Genomic DNA, 17,692 nt, shown 5'->3' with positions numbered 1-17,692 from the left:
CACAAAAGCAGAAAAATCTTTTTTTAATGCTTAAATTTTTAGCCAGGTTCCTACTCCTTTATCTACTGCCATTTGATATAGAAGCCGACCGGTCATGATATCATGGCTTGCAATTCCCATAAGGACTGCTCCCCGTCTGCCACTAGTAACGGGAGCCTTTATACCTGCGCAAATTTCTCCCATATCAGCATAGATCTGTTCAGAAGTTGGATATCCGCCATGAAAATAAGAGGACCAGCTCTGGGTTTCCAGATACTGATTTCTATCATCACATACAAAAACGCCACCTGTCATTATGTCAGCATCGAGAGATGAATCATAATCCACAGCAATAGCTAGTACATCATCTTTAAGCCAAGAAGAACGGACAAAGCGCTCCGGATTTTCAACGATAGGAGCACAGGTAATTACTACGTCAGCATTTTTAACGGTTGCTTCTACGTCTTTGCAGGAAACAAATGTAACTCCTGGGAGTTGCGGTGAAAGAATTTCTTCATATCGTTTAACCTGTTCGGGGAAAATATCGTAAATCTTAACTTCTTTTAGTTTGGGAAGAACTTCTTTCATAGCCAATAGGTTAGTTCTTCCTTGTACGCCTAAGCCAATAATTGAAACAACTTCTGATTCAGGATCTGCCATATATCTTGCGCATACACCGGAAGCTGCTCCTGTCCTCCATGCAGTTATCCAGTTTGCATCCATGACGGCTTTAAGAAGTCCTGTTTCACAATCATTCATGCACCATATGCCATTAATGTAAGGGAGACCTTTGGCCTGATTACTTGGATAGCCAGCTGCCCACTTAATTCCCATTACATCGATGTCACCGCCAACCCAGCAAGGCATGGCATGTATGTAGCAGTCTTTCCTCGCATGCACACCTATTTTTGCTGGGAGTTCCACTTTCCCTTCGCCCTTCAACTTCAATCCTTCATCTACGGCATCAATTATGTTTTTCATTGATAGTCCGAGATTTGCTACTTCTTCCTGTGATAGCCATAGCACCTCAGGTATTTTCATATGCAACATCATCCCCTCTACGTTTTATATGTTTTCATACAAGGCAAGCGATCGCGAGTATCCAATTGTTATAAAAAATATATAAATGTGGTTAAATTAGATCGACAACATTAACCTCTTTCCTAATCAAAAAGTTTTGAGACTTACAATAAGTGTCAAACTGTTTAACCTTATTTTGAGAAGCATCTTTGTCCTTGAGATAGACCCCTGTGAACAACGCATGAATTAGAGCCATTACCGCACCAAATGGGTCAATAAAAGTAATGTACTGTTGTGGAATAATTAGAGGGTATTTTATGAAAGGGATTATGGGAGAAGCTACACTGTCTGTAAAACCAATTATGGGGATTTCTTTTGCTTTTAGATATTCAAGAATATCTTGTGTCGGCTTGGAATATCGTGGGAAACTGAAAACCATTGCCACTGTTTTGGGCGGCAATTTCCGAATTTTCATTAAACTTTCAATATCCAACCGGGTTATTTTGTGAACGTTCGGGCCAAGGATGCTTAAAAAATAATTAGCATATTCAGCAAGACAAACATTAGCTACTGTTCCAACAATGACCACATCAGAAGCTTCATATATTAAATCAACGATAGTATCCATAACATCTTTCGAAATTATCTCAGAAGCCCTGCTTAACATTTGAGCTTCCATTGACATCACTTGACGGTATATGTCTAGGCTACTTTTCCCTGAAGCATCTAGTGGGTATTTTTCAAGGGTTGAAATATGGTTTTGAACCATAGCCTGACATGCTGACTGAAAATCGGAATATCCTGAATATCCCAGAATCGCTACGAACCTCGTTACAGTAGATTCACTTACTCCAGAGTTATATGCCAAAGTTGCAGCATTCATAAATGCGCTTTTTACGTAATTTCCAGCAACGTATTCTGCCAATTTTCTTAGTTTAGGACTTAAAGACGATGAGATTTTCTTTAATTGATCAAGAACGGAAACACTTTCCGAATTTATCATGAATAATTTTCCACCTTTTAAAAATATAATGAAATTTAGCTCTTCATTATTTATACTACCCCACATGAAAACTGTCAAGATATGTTTTTATTTTCGCACAAATAGCCATAAATTTTCAGCTAAGTGATTTTTAGCATAAGCTTCTCTTCTTCAAACATAACGAAGACGTGATAGTGCCCCACAAAAGGAAGGCTTACCACCACGTCTTCTATTGATTGTTACCCTATTTATGTGCCACTGCCTACTCGTTGTTGAACCTCCTCAGTTCCATCCTGTTTCGATAACGTGCCAGCCTTCTCTTGGTTTTTTTGCTGAGAGAGCTGCTTTGATCGATAGAAAAAGCAGTCAGATGAATAAGTTCCTTTCCCCCAACGAGAGCAGAGGCTATTACTTGTGTTCCTTCGTAGCGATAGTCGTGTCCGCAGCTTACAGAAGGATGTTTTGTTTCCTCAGCTTCAACGATGGATTGTAAAAAAAGCCTGGCACGTTCTTTAGATATTCTTTTTTTGGTTTTCTTATTCTGTAAAAGAGCATCCATTATGTAGCTTTTTAGCAGTTTATTATAGAGGAATTTAAAAGCCGCAGGACAAGATAGATAGTCTAGCCCTGCTATTTCTCCATTAATTCCCACTATAAATCCTTTCTGACCATCTTCTTGATAAAAGGCATCTAGATGTTTGTCCAGATCCTCCCTACTTTGCTCAAAAAAATCTCTCATTGCCGAAGTAGGGGAAGTTAGGTTCATCTTTGAAGACATTTTATCTATTTCGCACCAAATCTCACCCTGATCCGAGTGAAAAGTTTTTTTACTCCGCAGCGAATAGGAAACAGAAACATTCTTCTTCATTCGTATCGATCTGTTCATTATTACGCCAGAGTCTGAAAAAAAGTTGGAATTATAACTCCATCGCCCCTGCTCTGTACAACTTACGGGGATAATTGTTTTTGAATGTTTTTTTAAAAGGACAGTAGTATTAAGAGCTCTATTCTGCTTTGCTCCTTGAAGTTCTTCCCCATCAAGAAGCAAAACAAGGAAGTCCGCATCACTTTCCACCATTAGTTCTGGAACTGAACCGCTCTGAGACACCTCACTGATGCGAAGGACCTTCTTATTTAAGGCTTCCCCCATAGTTCTGTAAGGGATAATGTTCTGCATGGAACTAAAAAGGGGGAACAGACTTATATTGCCATAAGCCTGTATTTCGCCAATCTCAAATTTGTTTAATGTTTCCATCGCCGAAAAAACCATTAAAAAACCTCCTCTTAATGGCTCTATCCATTTACAAACCATTTTAAGGACTCAGGGCGACAGGTTATGGGTGTTATCAACTATGGCTATTAACTATGCTTGTCCCCAGTTCATAAAGCTGACTTTTCAGTTCTGTGGGCTCGAGCGCTTTGGCATAGGGAGCGCTGGCCATTACCCATCGTGCAACATCGCCAAGATTAGGCACCGTTGCCGACAATATGATGGAACCATCTTCATTTTCTTCTATCTTTTGGGTAGGATGCCAGGTGGTTTCCGCTACTACAGCTGCGAGGGGTGGTTCAATCTTCAACGAAACGTCATGGATTCCTTCTCCTGTACAACCATACCACGCAGAAGAAGCATAATCTCCAACATCAAAATTCTCTGGCGGCTCAACATATGGAGGCGTTCCGTAAGCTACTATAGAAGAGATTCGCCCAATCCTGAGAGTCATAGGGCTATTTTTGCTACAGCTCCAAGCCCATAAATACCAGGCATGAGCACGGAAGTACATTCCCCAGGGGCAAATTTCATGTTCTCTAGGAGCACCGTCCCCGTAAGGAGAACAGTACCTGAGTCTGACAGTTTTTTTCTCTTGTATAGCGTTAAAAAGTGTTTCAAATACAGCAGAGTCCATGAAAGAAACAGGAAGAGCTACTACAGTAGAAAGGGCAAGCTGCTCTCCTTTCTCAGGAATATCCTCAGGAAGAACTCCTTTCAGTTTTCCCCAAAGTTCTGTGCAGGCATCTTCCAGATGTGGCAAAAAATGGGCAGCCATTTTAAGGCCTGCTGCCATAGATGTAACTTCTCTTTCTGTCAATGCTGTGGAGACAAGAAACTTCCCCCGGCCATAAAAAACATACTGACTAGTGTTTCGGTTGTAAGAAATGTCTACCGCGTATTCATCTCGGAGGTAGGCAAGGTCTCGTTCAAAGGTCCGATCACTAGAGTACTCAAGGCGGGTTATTATTTCTCTCTTACTCATCCGAGGCGTGGAGTAAAAAGCAAGAACAAGGCTATTTAGGCGGGAAAGTCTCACGGAGCTCAGGTCTCTGGGCAAGATTACCTCTCCTTTTTATTATAGTTCAAAGAAAACCTTAAAGTGCAATTCATCTATTATTTTTTCATTATATGGATGCAACCGTATTTTAAATTTTAAAACAATTGTATTTATTTAAATACATTCATCTGTAAATTATACATCAAATTTGACAATATCTTTGAAGATAGATATATTAAATATTAAAGGTGTACGCAGAATGAGCTGGGTTTATGTTTTCATTTTCTAAAAATTATAAGGGAGGGTTTCGTTTGAAAAAATTCGTTATTTTACTCCTTGCCTTGACCTGTGTGTTTTCCGCTTCAATGGTTGCTGCTGACACGCCTGATCAGCTGCGTTTTATGGCGGGACCGCCGGGTGGTAACTGGTTTGCCCTGGGTGGTGCTCTTGCTGACCTATGGTCTCAGAAAACTGTTCCCACCACTAGCATTACCGGTGGTGCCGTGGCCAACATCATCAACGCTGATAAGGGTAAAGGTGATTTCGGTTTTTCTAACACGTCCATGGTTGCCGTAGCCCAAAAAGGCGCTGGCGCTCCCTTCGAAGAGCAGGTTAAAAATGCTACTATACTTGCTAACCTCTATACACAGTACACATATTTCCTCGCCCGCAAAGATTTCGTAGAAAAACATAACATTAAGTCCCTTGATGATTTGGTTGCCCGCAAGATCCCAACACGTTTTGCAACTCTTAAGACCGGTACAGGCTCCGAGTTTATTATCAACGGTATTTTTAAATCTGGCTTTGGGCTTGACTATCGCAAGGCCCTGAAGGAATGGGGTGGCTCTGTAGAATATGCCTCCTACTCTGACGGCGCAGATCTTATCGCAGACAAACATATTGATATTTTTGCCTTCTCAGTAGGCAAGGTCGCCTCCATCGTTATGCAGGTAGAGAGCCAGACTGATATTGTGATACTTGGAATGGAACAGGAAACCCTTGATAAAGTTGGTGCCGATTACGGTACTGTAACCTTTACAGTAGATCCCGGCATCTACAAATCCGTTAAAGATACACCTGTAAAGGTTGTGGGAGACTACACCTGCATAGTGGTACGCAACGACCTCGACGAAAAAATGGTTTACGACCTCTGCAAAACAATGCATGAGAATCAGGAATCCCTTTCCAAGGCAGTGGTGGACATAAAAGAACTGAATCCCGCAACGGCGATTCCTGGAGATCCTATCAAGAGCCATGCAGGAGCAATAAAATACTGGACAGAGGCCGCCAAGAAATAGCCTAAAAGAACTTTTTTATGCACACTCAAAACCAATAAGGCGGGCATCAAGCCCGCCTTTGTCGTTTATGTCTCTGTATCGTTTCGATTTATTTGTCAAGGAGGGTTCCATTTCATGAGAAAACTTGACGGTTTTGTAGCAAAGGCATTATATGTCTATGTCCTTGCTATGGGTTTCTTCCATCTTTATACTGCTGTATTTGGTACCTTTGAGGCCTTTCTCCAAAGGGCAATTCACTTAACGTGGGTGCTGCCTATGGCCTTTGTGCTCTATCCCCTTGTCCCCTTTAAAAAAGACCAGCTTCCTGATACAATAGTGCCCTGGTATGATTGGATTCTTGCTGCTGCTTCCGCGGCTCCTGGCCTATACATCATGATTAATTATGACCAACTCATGATGCGTATGCAGGGAGTTGATGAACTCACCACTGCCCAGCTCATACTTGGCACCATGTTGATCGTGCTTCTTCTGGAAGCAACTCGGCGCATCGTAGGGTTGCCCCTTGTGATCGTAGCATTAGTCTTTACAGTTTATACTTACGTATGTGATGCCAGTTTTCTTCCCTCTGTACTTAGAGGAGTGCCTACAGAATTCGACAGAATTATCGAGGGTATGTTCCTAACAGATGAGGGGATTTTCTCTTCGTCGCTGGGGGTTTCCGCAACCTTTGTAATGATCTTCCTTATTTTTGGCGGTTTCCTTGAGAAAAGCGGCGTCGGCGAATATTTCATGGAATTTGCGCAGGCCTTTACCGGAACTGCAGCTGGGGGACCTGCTAAGATAGCTGTGGTTAGTTCGGCCCTGTTCGGTTCCATATCTGGATCAGCTGTGGCCAACGTCTATGCCACAGGCTCTTTTACCATCCCACTAATGAAGCGCATTGGCTACCAACCTCATTTTGCCGGAGCCGTAGAAGCTGTTGCCAGTGCTGGGGGACAGATTATGCCTCCTATCATGGGCGCCGGCGCATTCGTTATGGCAGCCCTCTTAGGGGTTCCGTTCAATAAGATTATGGTTGCTGCTATTCTCCCCTCACTCTTCTACTATGGCGCTGTTCTTCTGATGGTTCACCTTACTGCAGTCAAAGACGGGCTTAAAGGGCTTCCAGCTGATGAGCTGCCCTCTAAAAAAGCTGTATTCAAGCGACTGTATATGATGTCTCCCGTTGTTCTGCTTGTTTATATGCTTTTGATTGGATATACCCCCATGTATGGGGCCATTGCCGGCATAACTTTGGCTTGGGCTTTGTCGCTTATTAATCCAACCCTGCGTATGGGACCCAAAAAGGTTCTTGAAGCCATACATGATGGATCTGAAAACATCCCCATTATCTGTACGGCATGTGCCTCTGCTGGATTGGTGGTTGGATCGGTAGCTCTTTCAGGTATTGGTTTTAAGTTCGTCAGTGCTGTTATCAGCATTGCCCGCGGAAACTCACTGCTGGCGCTTATTTTGATCGCTCTGGTTTCCCTTATTCTTGGCATGGGACTGCCTACAACCAGCGCCTACATTCTCGGTGCGGCGTTAGGTGTTCCCGCCCTCGTTAAGATGGGTTTTCTTCCAATAGCGGCACATCTCTTCGTGTTCTATTACGCCATTGTTTCCAACATTACGCCGCCAGTAGCACTGGCCGCTTATGCTGCTGCATCTATTGCGGACTCATCGCCCAACAAAACTGGTTTTGCGGCCTGTAGACTAGGTGTCTTGGCATTCATTGTCCCCTTCGCTTTCTGCTACGATCCAGGTCTTATACTTCAGGGCGTACTTACAGAGAACTTAACGTCTCTCATAAGCGGAATAGGAGCTCTTACCGGCATCGCTTTCGCTTTGACAGGTTATGCCCGTGGTCCTCTGCCCTTATGGCACAGAACAGCTTTTGCCATCTCAGCTTTGGCTGCACTATATCATCATCCATTGCTTTCAATTGCTAGTGTGGTATTCACCGTGTTTCTTTTTATGCTATCCAAGCCGAAAGTTGTTGAAGTTACTTGCTGACCTGACTAACATAACAAACTCTATACGCATAATAAACAGTATGGGCGGCCCTTGAGCCGCCCAGTTTTATACTGCCAATGGCAGAAATTGTTTTAAAAGCTCTATCACCTTGTTGATCTTATTCTTAAAATGCACTGCTGTTTTTTAAATTTTAAAAAGAGAGAGCTACATTTGTTGTTTTAAAATAACCATTTCTGTCGTGTCATTCCGATTATAAAAAAGCATGATTGAAGCATTTGCTGCAAATTTATTCGCCAGGTAAGATTTTAGAGCGCTGCTTTCCATTTCTTTGGTACTACGGCCGTTGACTTCAATAATGATGTCTTTAGGCAGCAGACCTTCATCTGCAGCTAAGCTCCCAGGTTCTACTTTTGCAATAAGAATGTATCCCTCACCATTTTTATCTCCTAGAATAATCCCAAGAGCTTTTTGCCGTTCATTTCCAGAGCCAGGAAGTTGATTAACGGCTTCGCTGGCAATCTGATCCATTGGTGTTCCGTCAATTTTATTGCGAATTTCTTTAATAAGAGGAATAAGATGGTCGATTGATCGTTGACGTGCAAGTTGACCCTGCACTAACTCCGTTTCACTAACCATCAACTTGATGTTCCCGTCACGCTCTAACATGTTGAATTTTACCTTGCATAGCTGTGATGTCACCCAAAACCCATCACCAAAATTCTTTGCAACTATAATTTTGTATTTGTCTACTTCATCAACTGTAAAATTTTTGCCAGTCATGACTTCTAAAATCATGTCTTGCACTTCTTCCACTGTTGTTTCATGGATTGTCGTAGTATAGAGTTTAGCGGCGAAGGAAGATGATGCCATAACTATCAATAAGGTTAATATGATAAGAAGCATTCCAAGAATACGTTTCATCTCTTTACCTCCTTTATTTAAACCTTGCTATTCAAAACATTTTAAGGAGGCAGACCGACAGTTTATGGGGGCTCTCAATAACAGTTGTTTGTGGCTTTATCAGCTGGTTTATAGGTGCGTTCTAATCTTATCAACTCTTTATTAGAGCGTTAGGAGGCATTGCTGAAAAGAAATTTCATATTGTTAATCATAGTATGGCTTTTTTCAACCTTTCATCCCATCCCACTTTAGCTCTGTGAAATTTACAGCATTATAGAGACTCAATCCTTAGTTTTAAAGTACGTGTTCCAAAACCCCCAGTCTTAAATGAATTTTCTTGATTTCAAGGTTTCCATCTTTCAAATCAGCAGATGCACAAATTTCTGGTGTTTGATTATTCATTATTTATTGTTCATCCATGAAATAGTCAGAGTCGATGGACATAATTTCATAAGATGCTAGCGGAGAAACCCCTACGCCGAAATCGATCATGTAACTGGATAACTCTTCTCCATCTATCAAAACCACGCTATTCTGTATGTCTTTTACATAGTCTCTGGCATAAGAAGAAAAAAATCCGGTTGTAATAAAAATTCCTTTACGTGCCTTTTTACCTTGAAGTGCCCCTACAAACTTTTGTATTTCAGGCCTGCTCACAGTACCCTCCCATCTTTTTGCCTGGATATATACTACATCCAGGCCCAGACGGTCTTCCTTTATAATTCCATCTATACCTCCATCACCGGTTTTGCCTATGGCCTGACCTGCATCCTTACGAGATCCCCCATAACCCATCTTAAGTAATAGCTCTACCACAAGATTCTCAAAAAAGGCTGGGCTACACTCAATAACCTTTGAGAGTAGTTCTTGGGCCAGATTATGCCGCAAGATCTGATATGATGCCTCCAGAATTTCTTCTGGGGTATCTTTACTTTCAGCTCTCGCGACTCTTTTGTTAACGGGGGTTTTGTTGTTATTCTTAGAGGTATTCAAGAAAGTGACGAACTCCGGGAACTGCTTTAAGTAGCTCACATCAATCTTGCTTAGGTTTTCAGTTAAAACTTGTCTGCCTCTGTCTGTAATGGTATATCTACCCCTGGCTGGCGATTGCAACAATAAGGCTTTCTTGAGATATGTCCTTGTCCAGCTAACCCTATTATCAAAGACTTTTTGCCTTCCACTCGGTAACAGTTCCTTACGTTCTGCCGAAGTCAGTTTGAAATCCGTTGCCAGCAAATCGATCATTTCTTGTTTCGTATGTTCCTTACCATTGGAAAGGTGTTTTAAGAACGGTAACAATAGAGATTGATAATCCGGTATGGTCATGATCTGAACCACTCCTTTATTATCTTTCATAGTGCTCTATTTCTGTCCACTCCTGAATTTGGATTTGACAAACAAAAAATTAATTCTACTCACACAACAATACTACTAACACTCCTTTTTACAAGTAAAGTTCTACAAACAGAGACAAAACGTTATTTTTGAAGAACATCTCTAGTGTGAGACAGAAATTCCAGCGTTTTGCGGCATACTGTACTTCAGATTGGTACGGATCAGGTCTAATTTTTATATCGAAATATCAAGACAAGGAATTGTAAAATTGCTTATTGAACAGAGATTATTAATATTGAAAAATTAGGCGGTAAAATGGGTACTTTATGGATCACGCAATATAAATCAAGTGATACAATGGCTCTAACCAAAACAGAGGTTATATAAGAGATAAGGTAAAATTTTTAAGGGGAGGTTTTTTTATGTCATTTTCACCAAGTTTAAGTTCAGGCTTTACGGCAGCAAGAAACAGAAGTAAGTATATTTCTCCTCAGTCAGGAATGTGTTCTTTGTGTGCAGATAAATGTTTGGGAACTTGTGAGATTGGTCAGGCAGCAGTTCTGGGAAAGATGTCTGTTTATCCCACAACTACAGGCCCTAATCAGATTGCGTCGGAAAAGGATTATCCAGTAGATTTTTCTCATTTCAACATAAACGGTCGTGCTTTTGGCGCCATAGGGACAGAGGCTGATTATGAACATGCTGAGATATTTAACGTTAATCTGGCTTCTGAATATGGTAATGATAATAAAATAAAGCTGGATCTGCCTATTGTTTTGCCCGCTTTAATAAAAATGAACTGGGTTGATTATTTTGGTGGCGCTGCTATGGCAGGAGTTACCTGCATGATAGGGGAAGATGCAAGGAACAAAGACGATGAACTGAAAATAGAGAACGGTAAAATTTCATCGTTCCCTATGCTTCAAAAAATCCATGATAGCTTTTATAAATATTATCGAGGAGTCGGGCAGATGGTGCTTCAGTGCAACGTCGATGACCACCTTATGGGCGTTCCTGAAATAGCTTTGAACAAATATGGCTTTGAGGCTCTGGAATTTAAGTTCGGTCAGGGTGCCAAGGGAACTCAACCGGCCAACAGGATTAAGGACTATGACGAGGCCGTAAAAAAAGTTGAGTGCGGAGCTCTTGTATTTCCCAATCCATTTGATCCTAAAATAATAGAACTTAAGGAAAAGGGTTGTTGTCCTAATTTTTACACTTACGGAAGACTGCCGATGTGGACGGAAGAATCAATGGCAAAACGGATTTCTGAACTACGTGCCATGGGGATGAAAAACGTCTACTTCAAAATGGCTGGTTTCGATCCGTCTGATGTGGAACGTGTAATCAATATGGCAGTGGAAAACAGAGTTGACATGGTAACATTTGATGGCGCTGGCGGTGGTTCAGGTTATAGCCCCTCGAAGATGATGAATGAATGGTCTCTCCCGACAATTTTGCTTGAAAAAGTTGTCGTAGATATCTGTGCAAAACTACAAAAACAGGGCAAGGTTCTTCCTGCAATGGTCATGACTGGTGGTTTTGCCAGTGAAGATCAGATATTCAAGTCTCTTGCATATGGAGATGGATTTATTAATGCTATTGGTGTCTGTCGTGCCTCTATGGCAGCTGCCATGACAGGAAAGACAATTGGAGACGAGATAAAGGCAGGCAGAACGCCCGAATTCTTCAAGAAATTTGGCAGTACTGTAGATGAGGTTTTTCATGATCTGGCTGACCTCAGAGGGATATATGGAAAAGAAGCTGACAACTTTTCTACAGGAGCAATTGGAGTTTTCTCCTATCTCAATAAATTGGCATTTGGCCTGAGACATTTTGCTGCTTTAAACCGTAAGTTCGATCTAAAATATTTTGACAGGAGCGATTTGATTCCGCTCACATACTACGCAAGCGACCTTATGGGTTAAATAAGAGACCGGCCATTCTGAGCAAATCCTTTTAGGCAACTTTGGGATCAATATCCTAATATTGATCAACTCTAAACATAAGATCGGCAGCCAGTAAAAATTCTTCTGCTGGCTGCTGATACTTTTAGGTAGAGGCGAAGGTAAGCCCACTTCACAGCCAGAGATGCTTTAAAACATCGCAAATACTATCTTTATTGAATTTAGTCTTATAATGCTATCATTTTGCCCGCCTCCATCAGACTTGTTGGCGCCCTTACGTAGAATAAATTCAAAAGAATTGGGACCCTGCTACCTCCGATCATCTGTAAAGAGCCATTCGCAACATGATTAGCAAAATCAATGTTGTCAATCTGGCAGAAGCAATTTCCCTTAAATTGCAGAGAGAAGGATAATCCTGATAGATTCGTTTTAGAAATGAAATGGTGCGAGAGAGGGGACTCGAACCCCTACGGCCGAAACCACTGGATCCTAAGTCCAGCGCGTATACCAATTCCGCCACTCTCGCACATATTGAAAGGTCGTATCCTTGATGTTCAGTGCGTTATCATAGCATCATCTTTTTCTATTGGCAACATTAGCGTTAGAAACTCATAGCCCTTTCTTTTGATGTCTCTTATGCAAGCAGTGAAGTGTGTTCTGAACAAGTTCTTTATCAGCTATAATCATAACGTTCAAAGTTAAGTTTGAGAAAGGAGGAGCCTTATTGCGTTTTTCCTTAAAAGCCCTGCTTTTTACAATATTTGTGCTTGCTCTTGTCTTCTCTATTCCGTGGATATGGATAAACATAGAGTACCTTGCTATAAAAACGGTGGAAGGGGAAATTGCTGTTCTTCCTACTCTTCTCAGATTAGCCAGGATGGGCTGGAAAATCTTTCTTGACTATGTGCCCTATATTTTCACTCTCTACATTATTACCGCAGCGGGAGTTATTTTTATGGAAGAGAAGAACCCTGATCGCACAATAGCCTGGCTTTTGGCCTTGATACTTGTTCCTGTGATAGGGTTTTTGTTTTACTTTCTTTTAGGGCCGGATCCCAAGCGGAGAGCCATTTTTAAACGGTATAAGAAAAAACGTTTTTACCGTTCTATCCATAGAGAAACGTTTTTACCGCCGTTGGATGTGGAAAACGAAGAAATACCTTCACGCCTTGTTTCTCTTCTAGAATTAACATCTCACGGTCGGCTCACCTACCACAATATAGTAGACATGCTATTAAATGGTGATGAGGTTTTTCCAGCAATTCGTGAAGCTTTAGAAGAGGCCAAGCGATACATACACTTGGAATACTTTTCTATATCAAATGACGAAACAGGGTCTGCTCTCTTTGAAATCCTTCGAAAGAAGGCAAGGGAAGGGGTTAAGGTACGGGTTATATATGATAGCGTCGGAAGCTGGCGGTTGGGACGCCGTTTTGTGAAGGAACTGAGGCAGCAGGGAATTGACGCCGAGCCATTTTTGCCTGTTTCGTTTCCCATGATCCGTCGAGATTTAAATTTTCGCAACCACAGAAAAATAGTTGTGGTCGACGGAAAAGTCGCTTTTACCGGAGGCCTGAATATAGGCGATACCTATCGTGGCCTTGACCCCCGTATGGGTTTTTGGCGGGATACCCATATTCGCATCCAAGGTGAAGCCGTAGCCTGTGTTCATGAGATTTTTTTAAACGACTGGTTTTTTTGTACCGGGCATAGTCTGCCTGAAACAGAAACATTCTGGGATAGCAATGCCCTGCCTGATGTTGTTTTACCTCTTCAAATTGCCGCGAGCGGTCCAGATTCCGACTGGCGCTCAATATTGCAAGGGTACTTTTTCCTTATTACTGCGGCCCGTAAAAGAGTCTGGATAACCACACCTTACCTGGTCCCGGATGATAGCTTGAAAATGGCATTGGTAACAGCAGCGTTAAGCGGTGTTGATGTGCGTATTATTCTCCCCTCCCGTCCTGATCATAAAGTGGTTTTTTGGGCAACCCGATCAAATATTGATGACATGCTTCGCGCCGGAGTGAGAATATATACCTACGCAAACGGATTTATTCACTCGAAGATCGTTATGGTAGATGGGAAATGGATTTCTGTAGGAACCACTAACCTGGATAACCGTAGTTTAGATATCAATTTTGAGATTCAGGCGTTCATATATAGTCGTTCTAAAACTAAGGATTTTGAAATACAATTTCTAGAAGACCTCAAAGAATGCGTAGAGCTTGATTTGCGCACTCATTCTCAGCGCCCCGTTTATGATAAGGTGCGAGAGTCTCTTGGGAGGCTTTGGTCGGCTCTGTTGTAAAGGAGTATGAGTTTTTTGACAAGAATCAAAAGGTCAGAGGGTGGCGTTATAGCTGCCTATATAGCTCTGTATGCTGCCCTTTCTTACTTTTTATATTTTTACTTCCAGCTAAAAAATATGCCGCCCTTTTCCTGGGAAAGCGTTGTTTTGGCATGGGTTTGCGGAACTGTGTTGATATTAGTCTCTGTCATTCCAGCCCGCTGGTCTTCTCACCTACTCTGTGAAATACATACACTTCTGGCATGGATGGGAGTAACAGGCATCGCTTTTGGCTTTTACTTTATTTTTGCATCAATTGTTTTTGACGCCATTCTCTACTTTTTGCCCACGATGCATTTCCCCTTTTCCCCTTTCGGCGAGTTATGGATAGCCGCAGGCGTGGCTTTAATCCTCTGCTTTTACGGTTACAGAGAGAGCATGAAAGTTCGTATCATCCGTGTTCAACTAGAAACAGACAAGCTGCCTGATGACATTAGTAATTTTAGGATTTTACAGATATCCGACCTGCATCTTGGCATATTAATCAATAAGAAAATGTTGCGACAGATCATGAAACAGATTCAAGAAGAAAATCCAGATGTCATTGTTTCGACTGGGGATCTTTTAGATGGCGAAATTGAAGATGTAGAAACAATTTCTCAAATGATGCTTCACTACAATCCGCCTTATGGGAAATATGCAGTAACTGGAAATCATGAATTTTATGCAGGGATAGAACATGCACTGGATTTCACTGGGAGAGCGGGGTTTCAGGTGCTGCGGGGCTCCGTCGTGAATATTGGTTCTATTAGCATAGCCGGAGTAGATGATCCAGGCGGACATTTTATTCTGGGGCAACCGGAAGTGGACGAAAGCCAGCTATTGAAAGACTCGCATCAGACACCAACATTTACTTTACTCTTAAAACACAGACCCCTTATTCATCGCGATGCCGTTGGAAAGTTTGATTTGCAGCTTTCCGGACATGTGCATCGGGGACAACTCTTCCCTTTTATGGTATTTACTTGGCTTTTTTATAAGCATACTGCGGGACTTATGGATTTGGGAAAGGGCTCATGGCTCTATGTAAGTCGCGGCACCGGTACATGGGGGCCGCCTGTGCGAATCTTAGCTTTTCCTGAATTGACCGTAATCGACCTGGTTTCAAGGCATGAAATGGTGGACCGTATATAGTATAAGCAGCTATTAACATGTTTTATCTAACTTGTCTTGACTTCTACGAGATTTATAAGTAACCTGTATTTAATATTAACTACATCGGCGTAAGATATGGTTATGTGGCTTTCCGCAAAAAAGCCTGAAACACATACGATTTGCAATTAATGATGATAACAACCCACCTAAAGTTCTCACATAGTTAGAAGATATGATCCTACTACTTTGTATGCTTTTATTTCAACATTCTGCACTTACGCGTTTTGCAAACGTATTTTTAATATAAAAAATTGACCCTCTTATTCCGAACGTAAAATTAGATCATGGAAATATTTATCAAAATAAGTCATTGTGCGGAGTCTCGCAGTTAATGCGCTTTTATTACAAGAGGGGGTTATTTAGATAACCAGTTTTTCTGCCATAGATTTTGAAGCAGCAAATGAGAAAAGATGCAGCCCATCTATTCTTGGGATAACTATTGTTGAAAATGGTGAAATTACAGAAACGAAATCGTGGCTCATAAAACCACCTAAAGATTATTATTACTTTACTCCTTTCAACAATATGAGCGTGAAGAAGTTGGCCTACTATTCCCCTACCTTAAATAAGGGTTATCCAATAAGGTGTAATGAGAACTTGACAAATATAAAGAGGTACACCATAATTTACTTAACTTATAGGTTAATAAAATGATATTAGAGATCATCGTTAAAGGAAATTTCACTGTTTGTGGAATTGTTATGCCTAATAATGATGATCTTGATTGTACTTTTTTCTTTTCTGAAGAATGGATGCCTCCTAATTCTAGGTGGGAAAGAAACAGAATTAAATTAATGAGACAAATCGACCTTGCTGCAAAAGACCCAAAGCTTGTATCGATATGTTGCCACTCCATTGCTCCTGAAATTTGGCAATTTAAGAGTGGCCCATATAGAATTCCCTGGTTTTACGATGAGGGAAAGTTAATTATCTGTTCCCATGTCTTCGTAAAAAAGCAGAAAAAAACTCCAAAAGCTGAAAGGGATAGGGCAATAAAAGCCAGGGAGGATTACTTAAAAGCAAAAGAATCTGGGGCCATAGTGTTTAAATGAGGTGATTAAACATGGAATACGGAAGAAGGTTTAAGAAAGCCTTCGAGAAGGCTAGAAAATCAGTTGACTATTGGATGGAAGATTTAAGACTCGATTTCTTGAATTCTCTTATTGCAACGATTGAAGCAAAAGGGATTTCTCAAAAGGAGTTAGGAAAGCGTTTGGGGAAATCGGAAGCATATATCAGTAAAGTTATTAATTCCAATTCTTCAAATTTTACATTGAAAACTATGATACAACTTTGTCTTGCCCTTGATTCCAAGATTTCCTTAAAAATTGAAGACATCGAACCTGTATCAGATTTTAATTGGCAAGGATTAACAAACGCACATGAAGTCGTTCCCGTGTTATGGGGAAGCAGTGATGAGACCGTTCTTGTGCCATTAATGAAAAATCATGGGGAGAAATTTTATGAACATAATGAATGTCCCGGTGCCGCTTGAAATCGATCATTATTTTTTCCCAGAGATAGTATTTAAGGCTTTTCCGCCAGGAAAGAAAAAGAAAAAAGTAGTCCCTGACTGTAATGTAAATTATTCTCATACGCCTCTTGATAATTCTGGAACATTTCAGGTTTTTCTTCGAGTTATATCGAATGAAGATGAAAAGTCAGAGCACTACTATTATAAATTCAGTATAGCAGCTGTAGGCATCTTCAAATGGAGCAATGGATTTCCTCCTGGTGAAAAAGAAAGGAAAGCCTTTGAAGAAAGGTTAGTCATTACGGGGTTAAGTATCCTTTATAGTGGCGTTAGAAATATGCTCCAAACTATAACAGGAATCGGTCCCTATTCTCCACCTTATATCCTCAAACCTATTTCTTTTGTGCCAGGAACGGAGGAAGGATCCTTAACACCTGAATCTCCAAACGAATAAGAAACAGATTTGGCCAATAATTAATCCGTATAATTTATACTAAAACATTTAAGCCTAGCGTGATTTTCGCACTAGGCTTTTGCTTTTGTTATCAACATTCAAATTGAGCTAACTGCCGCTCAATTACAGTATTTGGACAACCATACTCATTAAAAAAGTAGACGGATGTTTTTGTTTCAAAACCGTGTAAGATGTTTTCAGAAGTTTCTCGTTCAGAGGTAAAACTAGGCGAAAAGTTGACTATTACTGATTTTGTCTATTTCAAGGCATGAAATGGTGGACCGTACAGGAATCGAACCTGTAACCCCCTGATTAAGAGTCAGGTGCTCTGCCGATTGAGCTAACGGTCCACGATAAACATTCTATTTATTTTAAAATGGTGCGCCCGGCAGGATTCGAACCCGCGGCCTACGGATCCGAAGTCCGTCGCTCTATCCAACTGAGCTACGGGCGCGTACCGCAATTTTTAAATGGGGTGAGCGAGGGGACTTGAACCCCCAACCACTGGAGCCACAGTCCAGCACTCTAACCAATTGAGCTACGCTCACCGTGTCAAGTGGCGCGCCCGGCAGGATTCGAACCCGCGACCCACGGCTTAGAAGGCCGTTGCTC

15 protein-coding genes and 4 tRNA genes are annotated in these 17,692 nt (G+C 41.4%); 8 read left to right on the top strand and 11 right to left on the bottom strand.

Annotation, left to right across the window (positions count from 1 at the left end):
- Positions 1-30: 30 nt before the first annotated feature.
- The 4 genes from B2U56_RS07845 to B2U56_RS07830 all read right to left on the bottom strand — a co-directional run bounded on the left by B2U56_RS07845 (position 31) and on the right by B2U56_RS07830 (position 4,311).
- Complete coding sequence (locus B2U56_RS07845) at positions 31-1,020, bottom strand: ornithine cyclodeaminase family protein (protein WP_286953153.1); 990 nt, start codon at positions 1,018-1,020, stop codon at positions 31-33.
- Positions 1,021-1,111: 91 nt separating this feature from the next.
- Complete coding sequence (locus B2U56_RS07840) at positions 1,112-2,002, bottom strand: MurR/RpiR family transcriptional regulator (protein WP_286953151.1); 891 nt, start codon at positions 2,000-2,002, stop codon at positions 1,112-1,114.
- Positions 2,003-2,243: 241 nt separating this feature from the next.
- Positions 2,244-3,251: an ARPP-1 family domain-containing protein gene (locus B2U56_RS07835; RefSeq protein WP_286953149.1), complete on the bottom strand. Its 1,008-nt coding sequence runs from the start codon at positions 3,249-3,251 to the stop codon at positions 2,244-2,246.
- Positions 3,252-3,327: 76 nt separating this feature from the next.
- Positions 3,328-4,311: a helix-turn-helix transcriptional regulator gene (locus B2U56_RS07830; protein ID WP_213700253.1), complete on the bottom strand. Its 984-nt coding sequence runs from the start codon at positions 4,309-4,311 to the stop codon at positions 3,328-3,330.
- Between the two features lie 251 nt (positions 4,312-4,562).
- Here B2U56_RS07830 and B2U56_RS07825 point away from each other — a divergent pair, with 251 nt between their 5' ends.
- Positions 4,563-5,549 carry a TAXI family TRAP transporter solute-binding subunit gene (locus B2U56_RS07825; protein WP_013048317.1) on the top strand — a complete coding sequence of 329 codons (987 nt, stop codon included), beginning with the start codon at positions 4,563-4,565 and terminating at the stop codon, positions 5,547-5,549.
- 114 nt (positions 5,550-5,663) lie between these two features.
- Positions 5,664-7,544 carry a TRAP transporter permease gene (locus B2U56_RS07820; RefSeq protein WP_286953147.1) on the top strand — a complete coding sequence of 627 codons (1,881 nt, stop codon included), beginning with the start codon at positions 5,664-5,666 and terminating at the stop codon, positions 7,542-7,544.
- Between the two features lie 165 nt (positions 7,545-7,709).
- Here B2U56_RS07820 and B2U56_RS07815 read toward each other — a convergent pair whose 3' ends face one another.
- Positions 7,710-8,426, bottom strand: a complete 717-nt coding sequence (locus B2U56_RS07815; protein WP_273015485.1) for a PDZ domain-containing protein — start codon at positions 8,424-8,426, stop codon at positions 7,710-7,712.
- Positions 8,427-8,810: 384 nt separating this feature from the next.
- Positions 8,811-9,731 (bottom strand): restriction endonuclease, encoded by a 921-nt coding sequence (locus B2U56_RS07810; RefSeq protein ID WP_273312253.1) that lies wholly within the window; start codon positions 9,729-9,731, stop codon positions 8,811-8,813.
- Positions 9,732-10,162: 431 nt separating this feature from the next.
- Here B2U56_RS07810 and B2U56_RS07805 point away from each other — a divergent pair, with 431 nt between their 5' ends.
- A complete protein-coding gene (locus B2U56_RS07805) occupies positions 10,163-11,668 on the top strand; it encodes a glutamate synthase-related protein (RefSeq protein WP_273312252.1) in 1,506 nt (501 codons plus the stop codon).
- Positions 11,669-12,088: 420 nt separating this feature from the next.
- On the opposite strand, the gene B2U56_RS07800 is transcribed toward B2U56_RS07805, so the two are convergent.
- Positions 12,089-12,173 (bottom strand) — tRNA-Leu (locus tag B2U56_RS07800).
- A gap of 198 nt (positions 12,174-12,371) precedes the next feature.
- Here B2U56_RS07800 and cls point away from each other — a divergent pair.
- Positions 12,372-13,958 carry a cardiolipin synthase gene (gene cls, locus B2U56_RS07795; protein WP_286953144.1) on the top strand — a complete coding sequence of 529 codons (1,587 nt, stop codon included), beginning with the start codon at positions 12,372-12,374 and terminating at the stop codon, positions 13,956-13,958.
- A gap of 15 nt (positions 13,959-13,973) precedes the next feature.
- Positions 13,974-15,131, top strand: coding sequence for a metallophosphoesterase (locus B2U56_RS07790; protein WP_286953141.1), 1,158 nt, complete (start codon positions 13,974-13,976; stop codon positions 15,129-15,131).
- A 380-nt stretch (positions 15,132-15,511) separates the two neighbouring features.
- Here B2U56_RS07790 and B2U56_RS07785 read toward each other — a convergent pair whose 3' ends face one another.
- Positions 15,512-15,634 carry a hypothetical protein gene (locus tag B2U56_RS07785; protein ID WP_274531981.1) on the bottom strand — a complete coding sequence of 41 codons (123 nt, stop codon included), beginning with the start codon at positions 15,632-15,634 and terminating at the stop codon, positions 15,512-15,514.
- Between the two features lie 168 nt (positions 15,635-15,802).
- On the opposite strand from B2U56_RS07785, the gene B2U56_RS07780 reads away from it, so the two are divergent.
- The 3 genes from B2U56_RS07780 to B2U56_RS07770 are packed head-to-tail and all read left to right on the top strand — an operon-like array spanning position 15,803 to position 17,080.
- Positions 15,803-16,204 (top strand): type II toxin-antitoxin system RelE/ParE family toxin, encoded by a 402-nt coding sequence (locus tag B2U56_RS07780; RefSeq protein ID WP_286953139.1) that lies wholly within the window; start codon positions 15,803-15,805, stop codon positions 16,202-16,204.
- Between the two features lie 11 nt (positions 16,205-16,215).
- Positions 16,216-16,647, top strand: a complete 432-nt coding sequence (locus B2U56_RS07775; protein WP_013048333.1) for a helix-turn-helix domain-containing protein — start codon at positions 16,216-16,218, stop codon at positions 16,645-16,647.
- Positions 16,616-17,080, top strand: coding sequence for a protein-export chaperone SecB (locus tag B2U56_RS07770; RefSeq protein WP_013048334.1), 465 nt, complete (start codon positions 16,616-16,618; stop codon positions 17,078-17,080). Before B2U56_RS07775 ends, B2U56_RS07770 begins: the two co-directional genes overlap by 32 nt.
- 274 nt (positions 17,081-17,354) lie before the next feature.
- Here the strand turns inward: B2U56_RS07770 and B2U56_RS07765 are convergent.
- From B2U56_RS07765 to B2U56_RS07755, 3 genes are all read right to left on the bottom strand, one after another.
- Positions 17,355-17,430 (bottom strand) — tRNA-Lys (locus tag B2U56_RS07765).
- A gap of 27 nt (positions 17,431-17,457) precedes the next feature.
- A tRNA-Arg gene (locus tag B2U56_RS07760) sits at positions 17,458-17,534 on the bottom strand.
- Positions 17,535-17,551: 17 nt separating this feature from the next.
- A tRNA-His gene (locus tag B2U56_RS07755) sits at positions 17,552-17,628 on the bottom strand.
- Between the last annotated feature and the right edge of the window lie 64 nt (positions 17,629-17,692).

The sequence above is a fragment of the Aminobacterium sp. UBA4987 genome (assembly GCF_002396985.1).
GTDB classification, from domain to species: Bacteria; Synergistota; Synergistia; order Synergistales; family Aminobacteriaceae; genus Aminobacterium; species Aminobacterium colombiense.
The sequence above is the reverse complement of the archived record's forward strand: the minus strand, read 5'-3'. Positions and strand labels throughout refer to the sequence as shown.

What these genes read in the sequence shown, in the direction of transcription:
- B2U56_RS07775 (WP_013048333.1), top strand. Translation starts at nt 16,216, where the DNA reads ATGGAATACGGAAGAAGGTTTAAGAAAGCCTTCGAGAAGGCTAGAAAA.
- B2U56_RS07815 (WP_273015485.1), bottom strand. Translation starts at nt 8,426, where the DNA reads ATGAAACGTATTCTTGGAATGCTTCTTATCATATTAACCTTATTGATA.
- B2U56_RS07805 (WP_273312252.1), top strand. Translation starts at nt 10,163, where the DNA reads ATGTCATTTTCACCAAGTTTAAGTTCAGGCTTTACGGCAGCAAGAAAC.
- B2U56_RS07780 (WP_286953139.1), top strand. Translation starts at nt 15,803, where the DNA reads ATGATATTAGAGATCATCGTTAAAGGAAATTTCACTGTTTGTGGAATT.
- B2U56_RS07820 (WP_286953147.1), top strand. Translation starts at nt 5,664, where the DNA reads ATGAGAAAACTTGACGGTTTTGTAGCAAAGGCATTATATGTCTATGTC.
- B2U56_RS07840 (WP_286953151.1), bottom strand. Translation starts at nt 2,002, where the DNA reads ATGATAAATTCGGAAAGTGTTTCCGTTCTTGATCAATTAAAGAAAATC.
- B2U56_RS07770 (WP_013048334.1), top strand. Translation starts at nt 16,616, where the DNA reads ATGAACATAATGAATGTCCCGGTGCCGCTTGAAATCGATCATTATTTT.
- B2U56_RS07810 (WP_273312253.1), bottom strand. Translation starts at nt 9,731, where the DNA reads ATGACCATACCGGATTATCAATCTCTATTGTTACCGTTCTTAAAACAC.
- B2U56_RS07845 (WP_286953153.1), bottom strand. Translation starts at nt 1,020, where the DNA reads ATGAAAATACCTGAGGTGCTATGGCTATCACAGGAAGAAGTAGCAAAT.
- B2U56_RS07835 (WP_286953149.1), bottom strand. Translation starts at nt 3,251, where the DNA reads ATGGTTTTTTCGGCGATGGAAACATTAAACAAATTTGAGATTGGCGAA.
- B2U56_RS07785 (WP_274531981.1), bottom strand. Translation starts at nt 15,634, where the DNA reads ATGAGCCACGATTTCGTTTCTGTAATTTCACCATTTTCAACAATAGTT.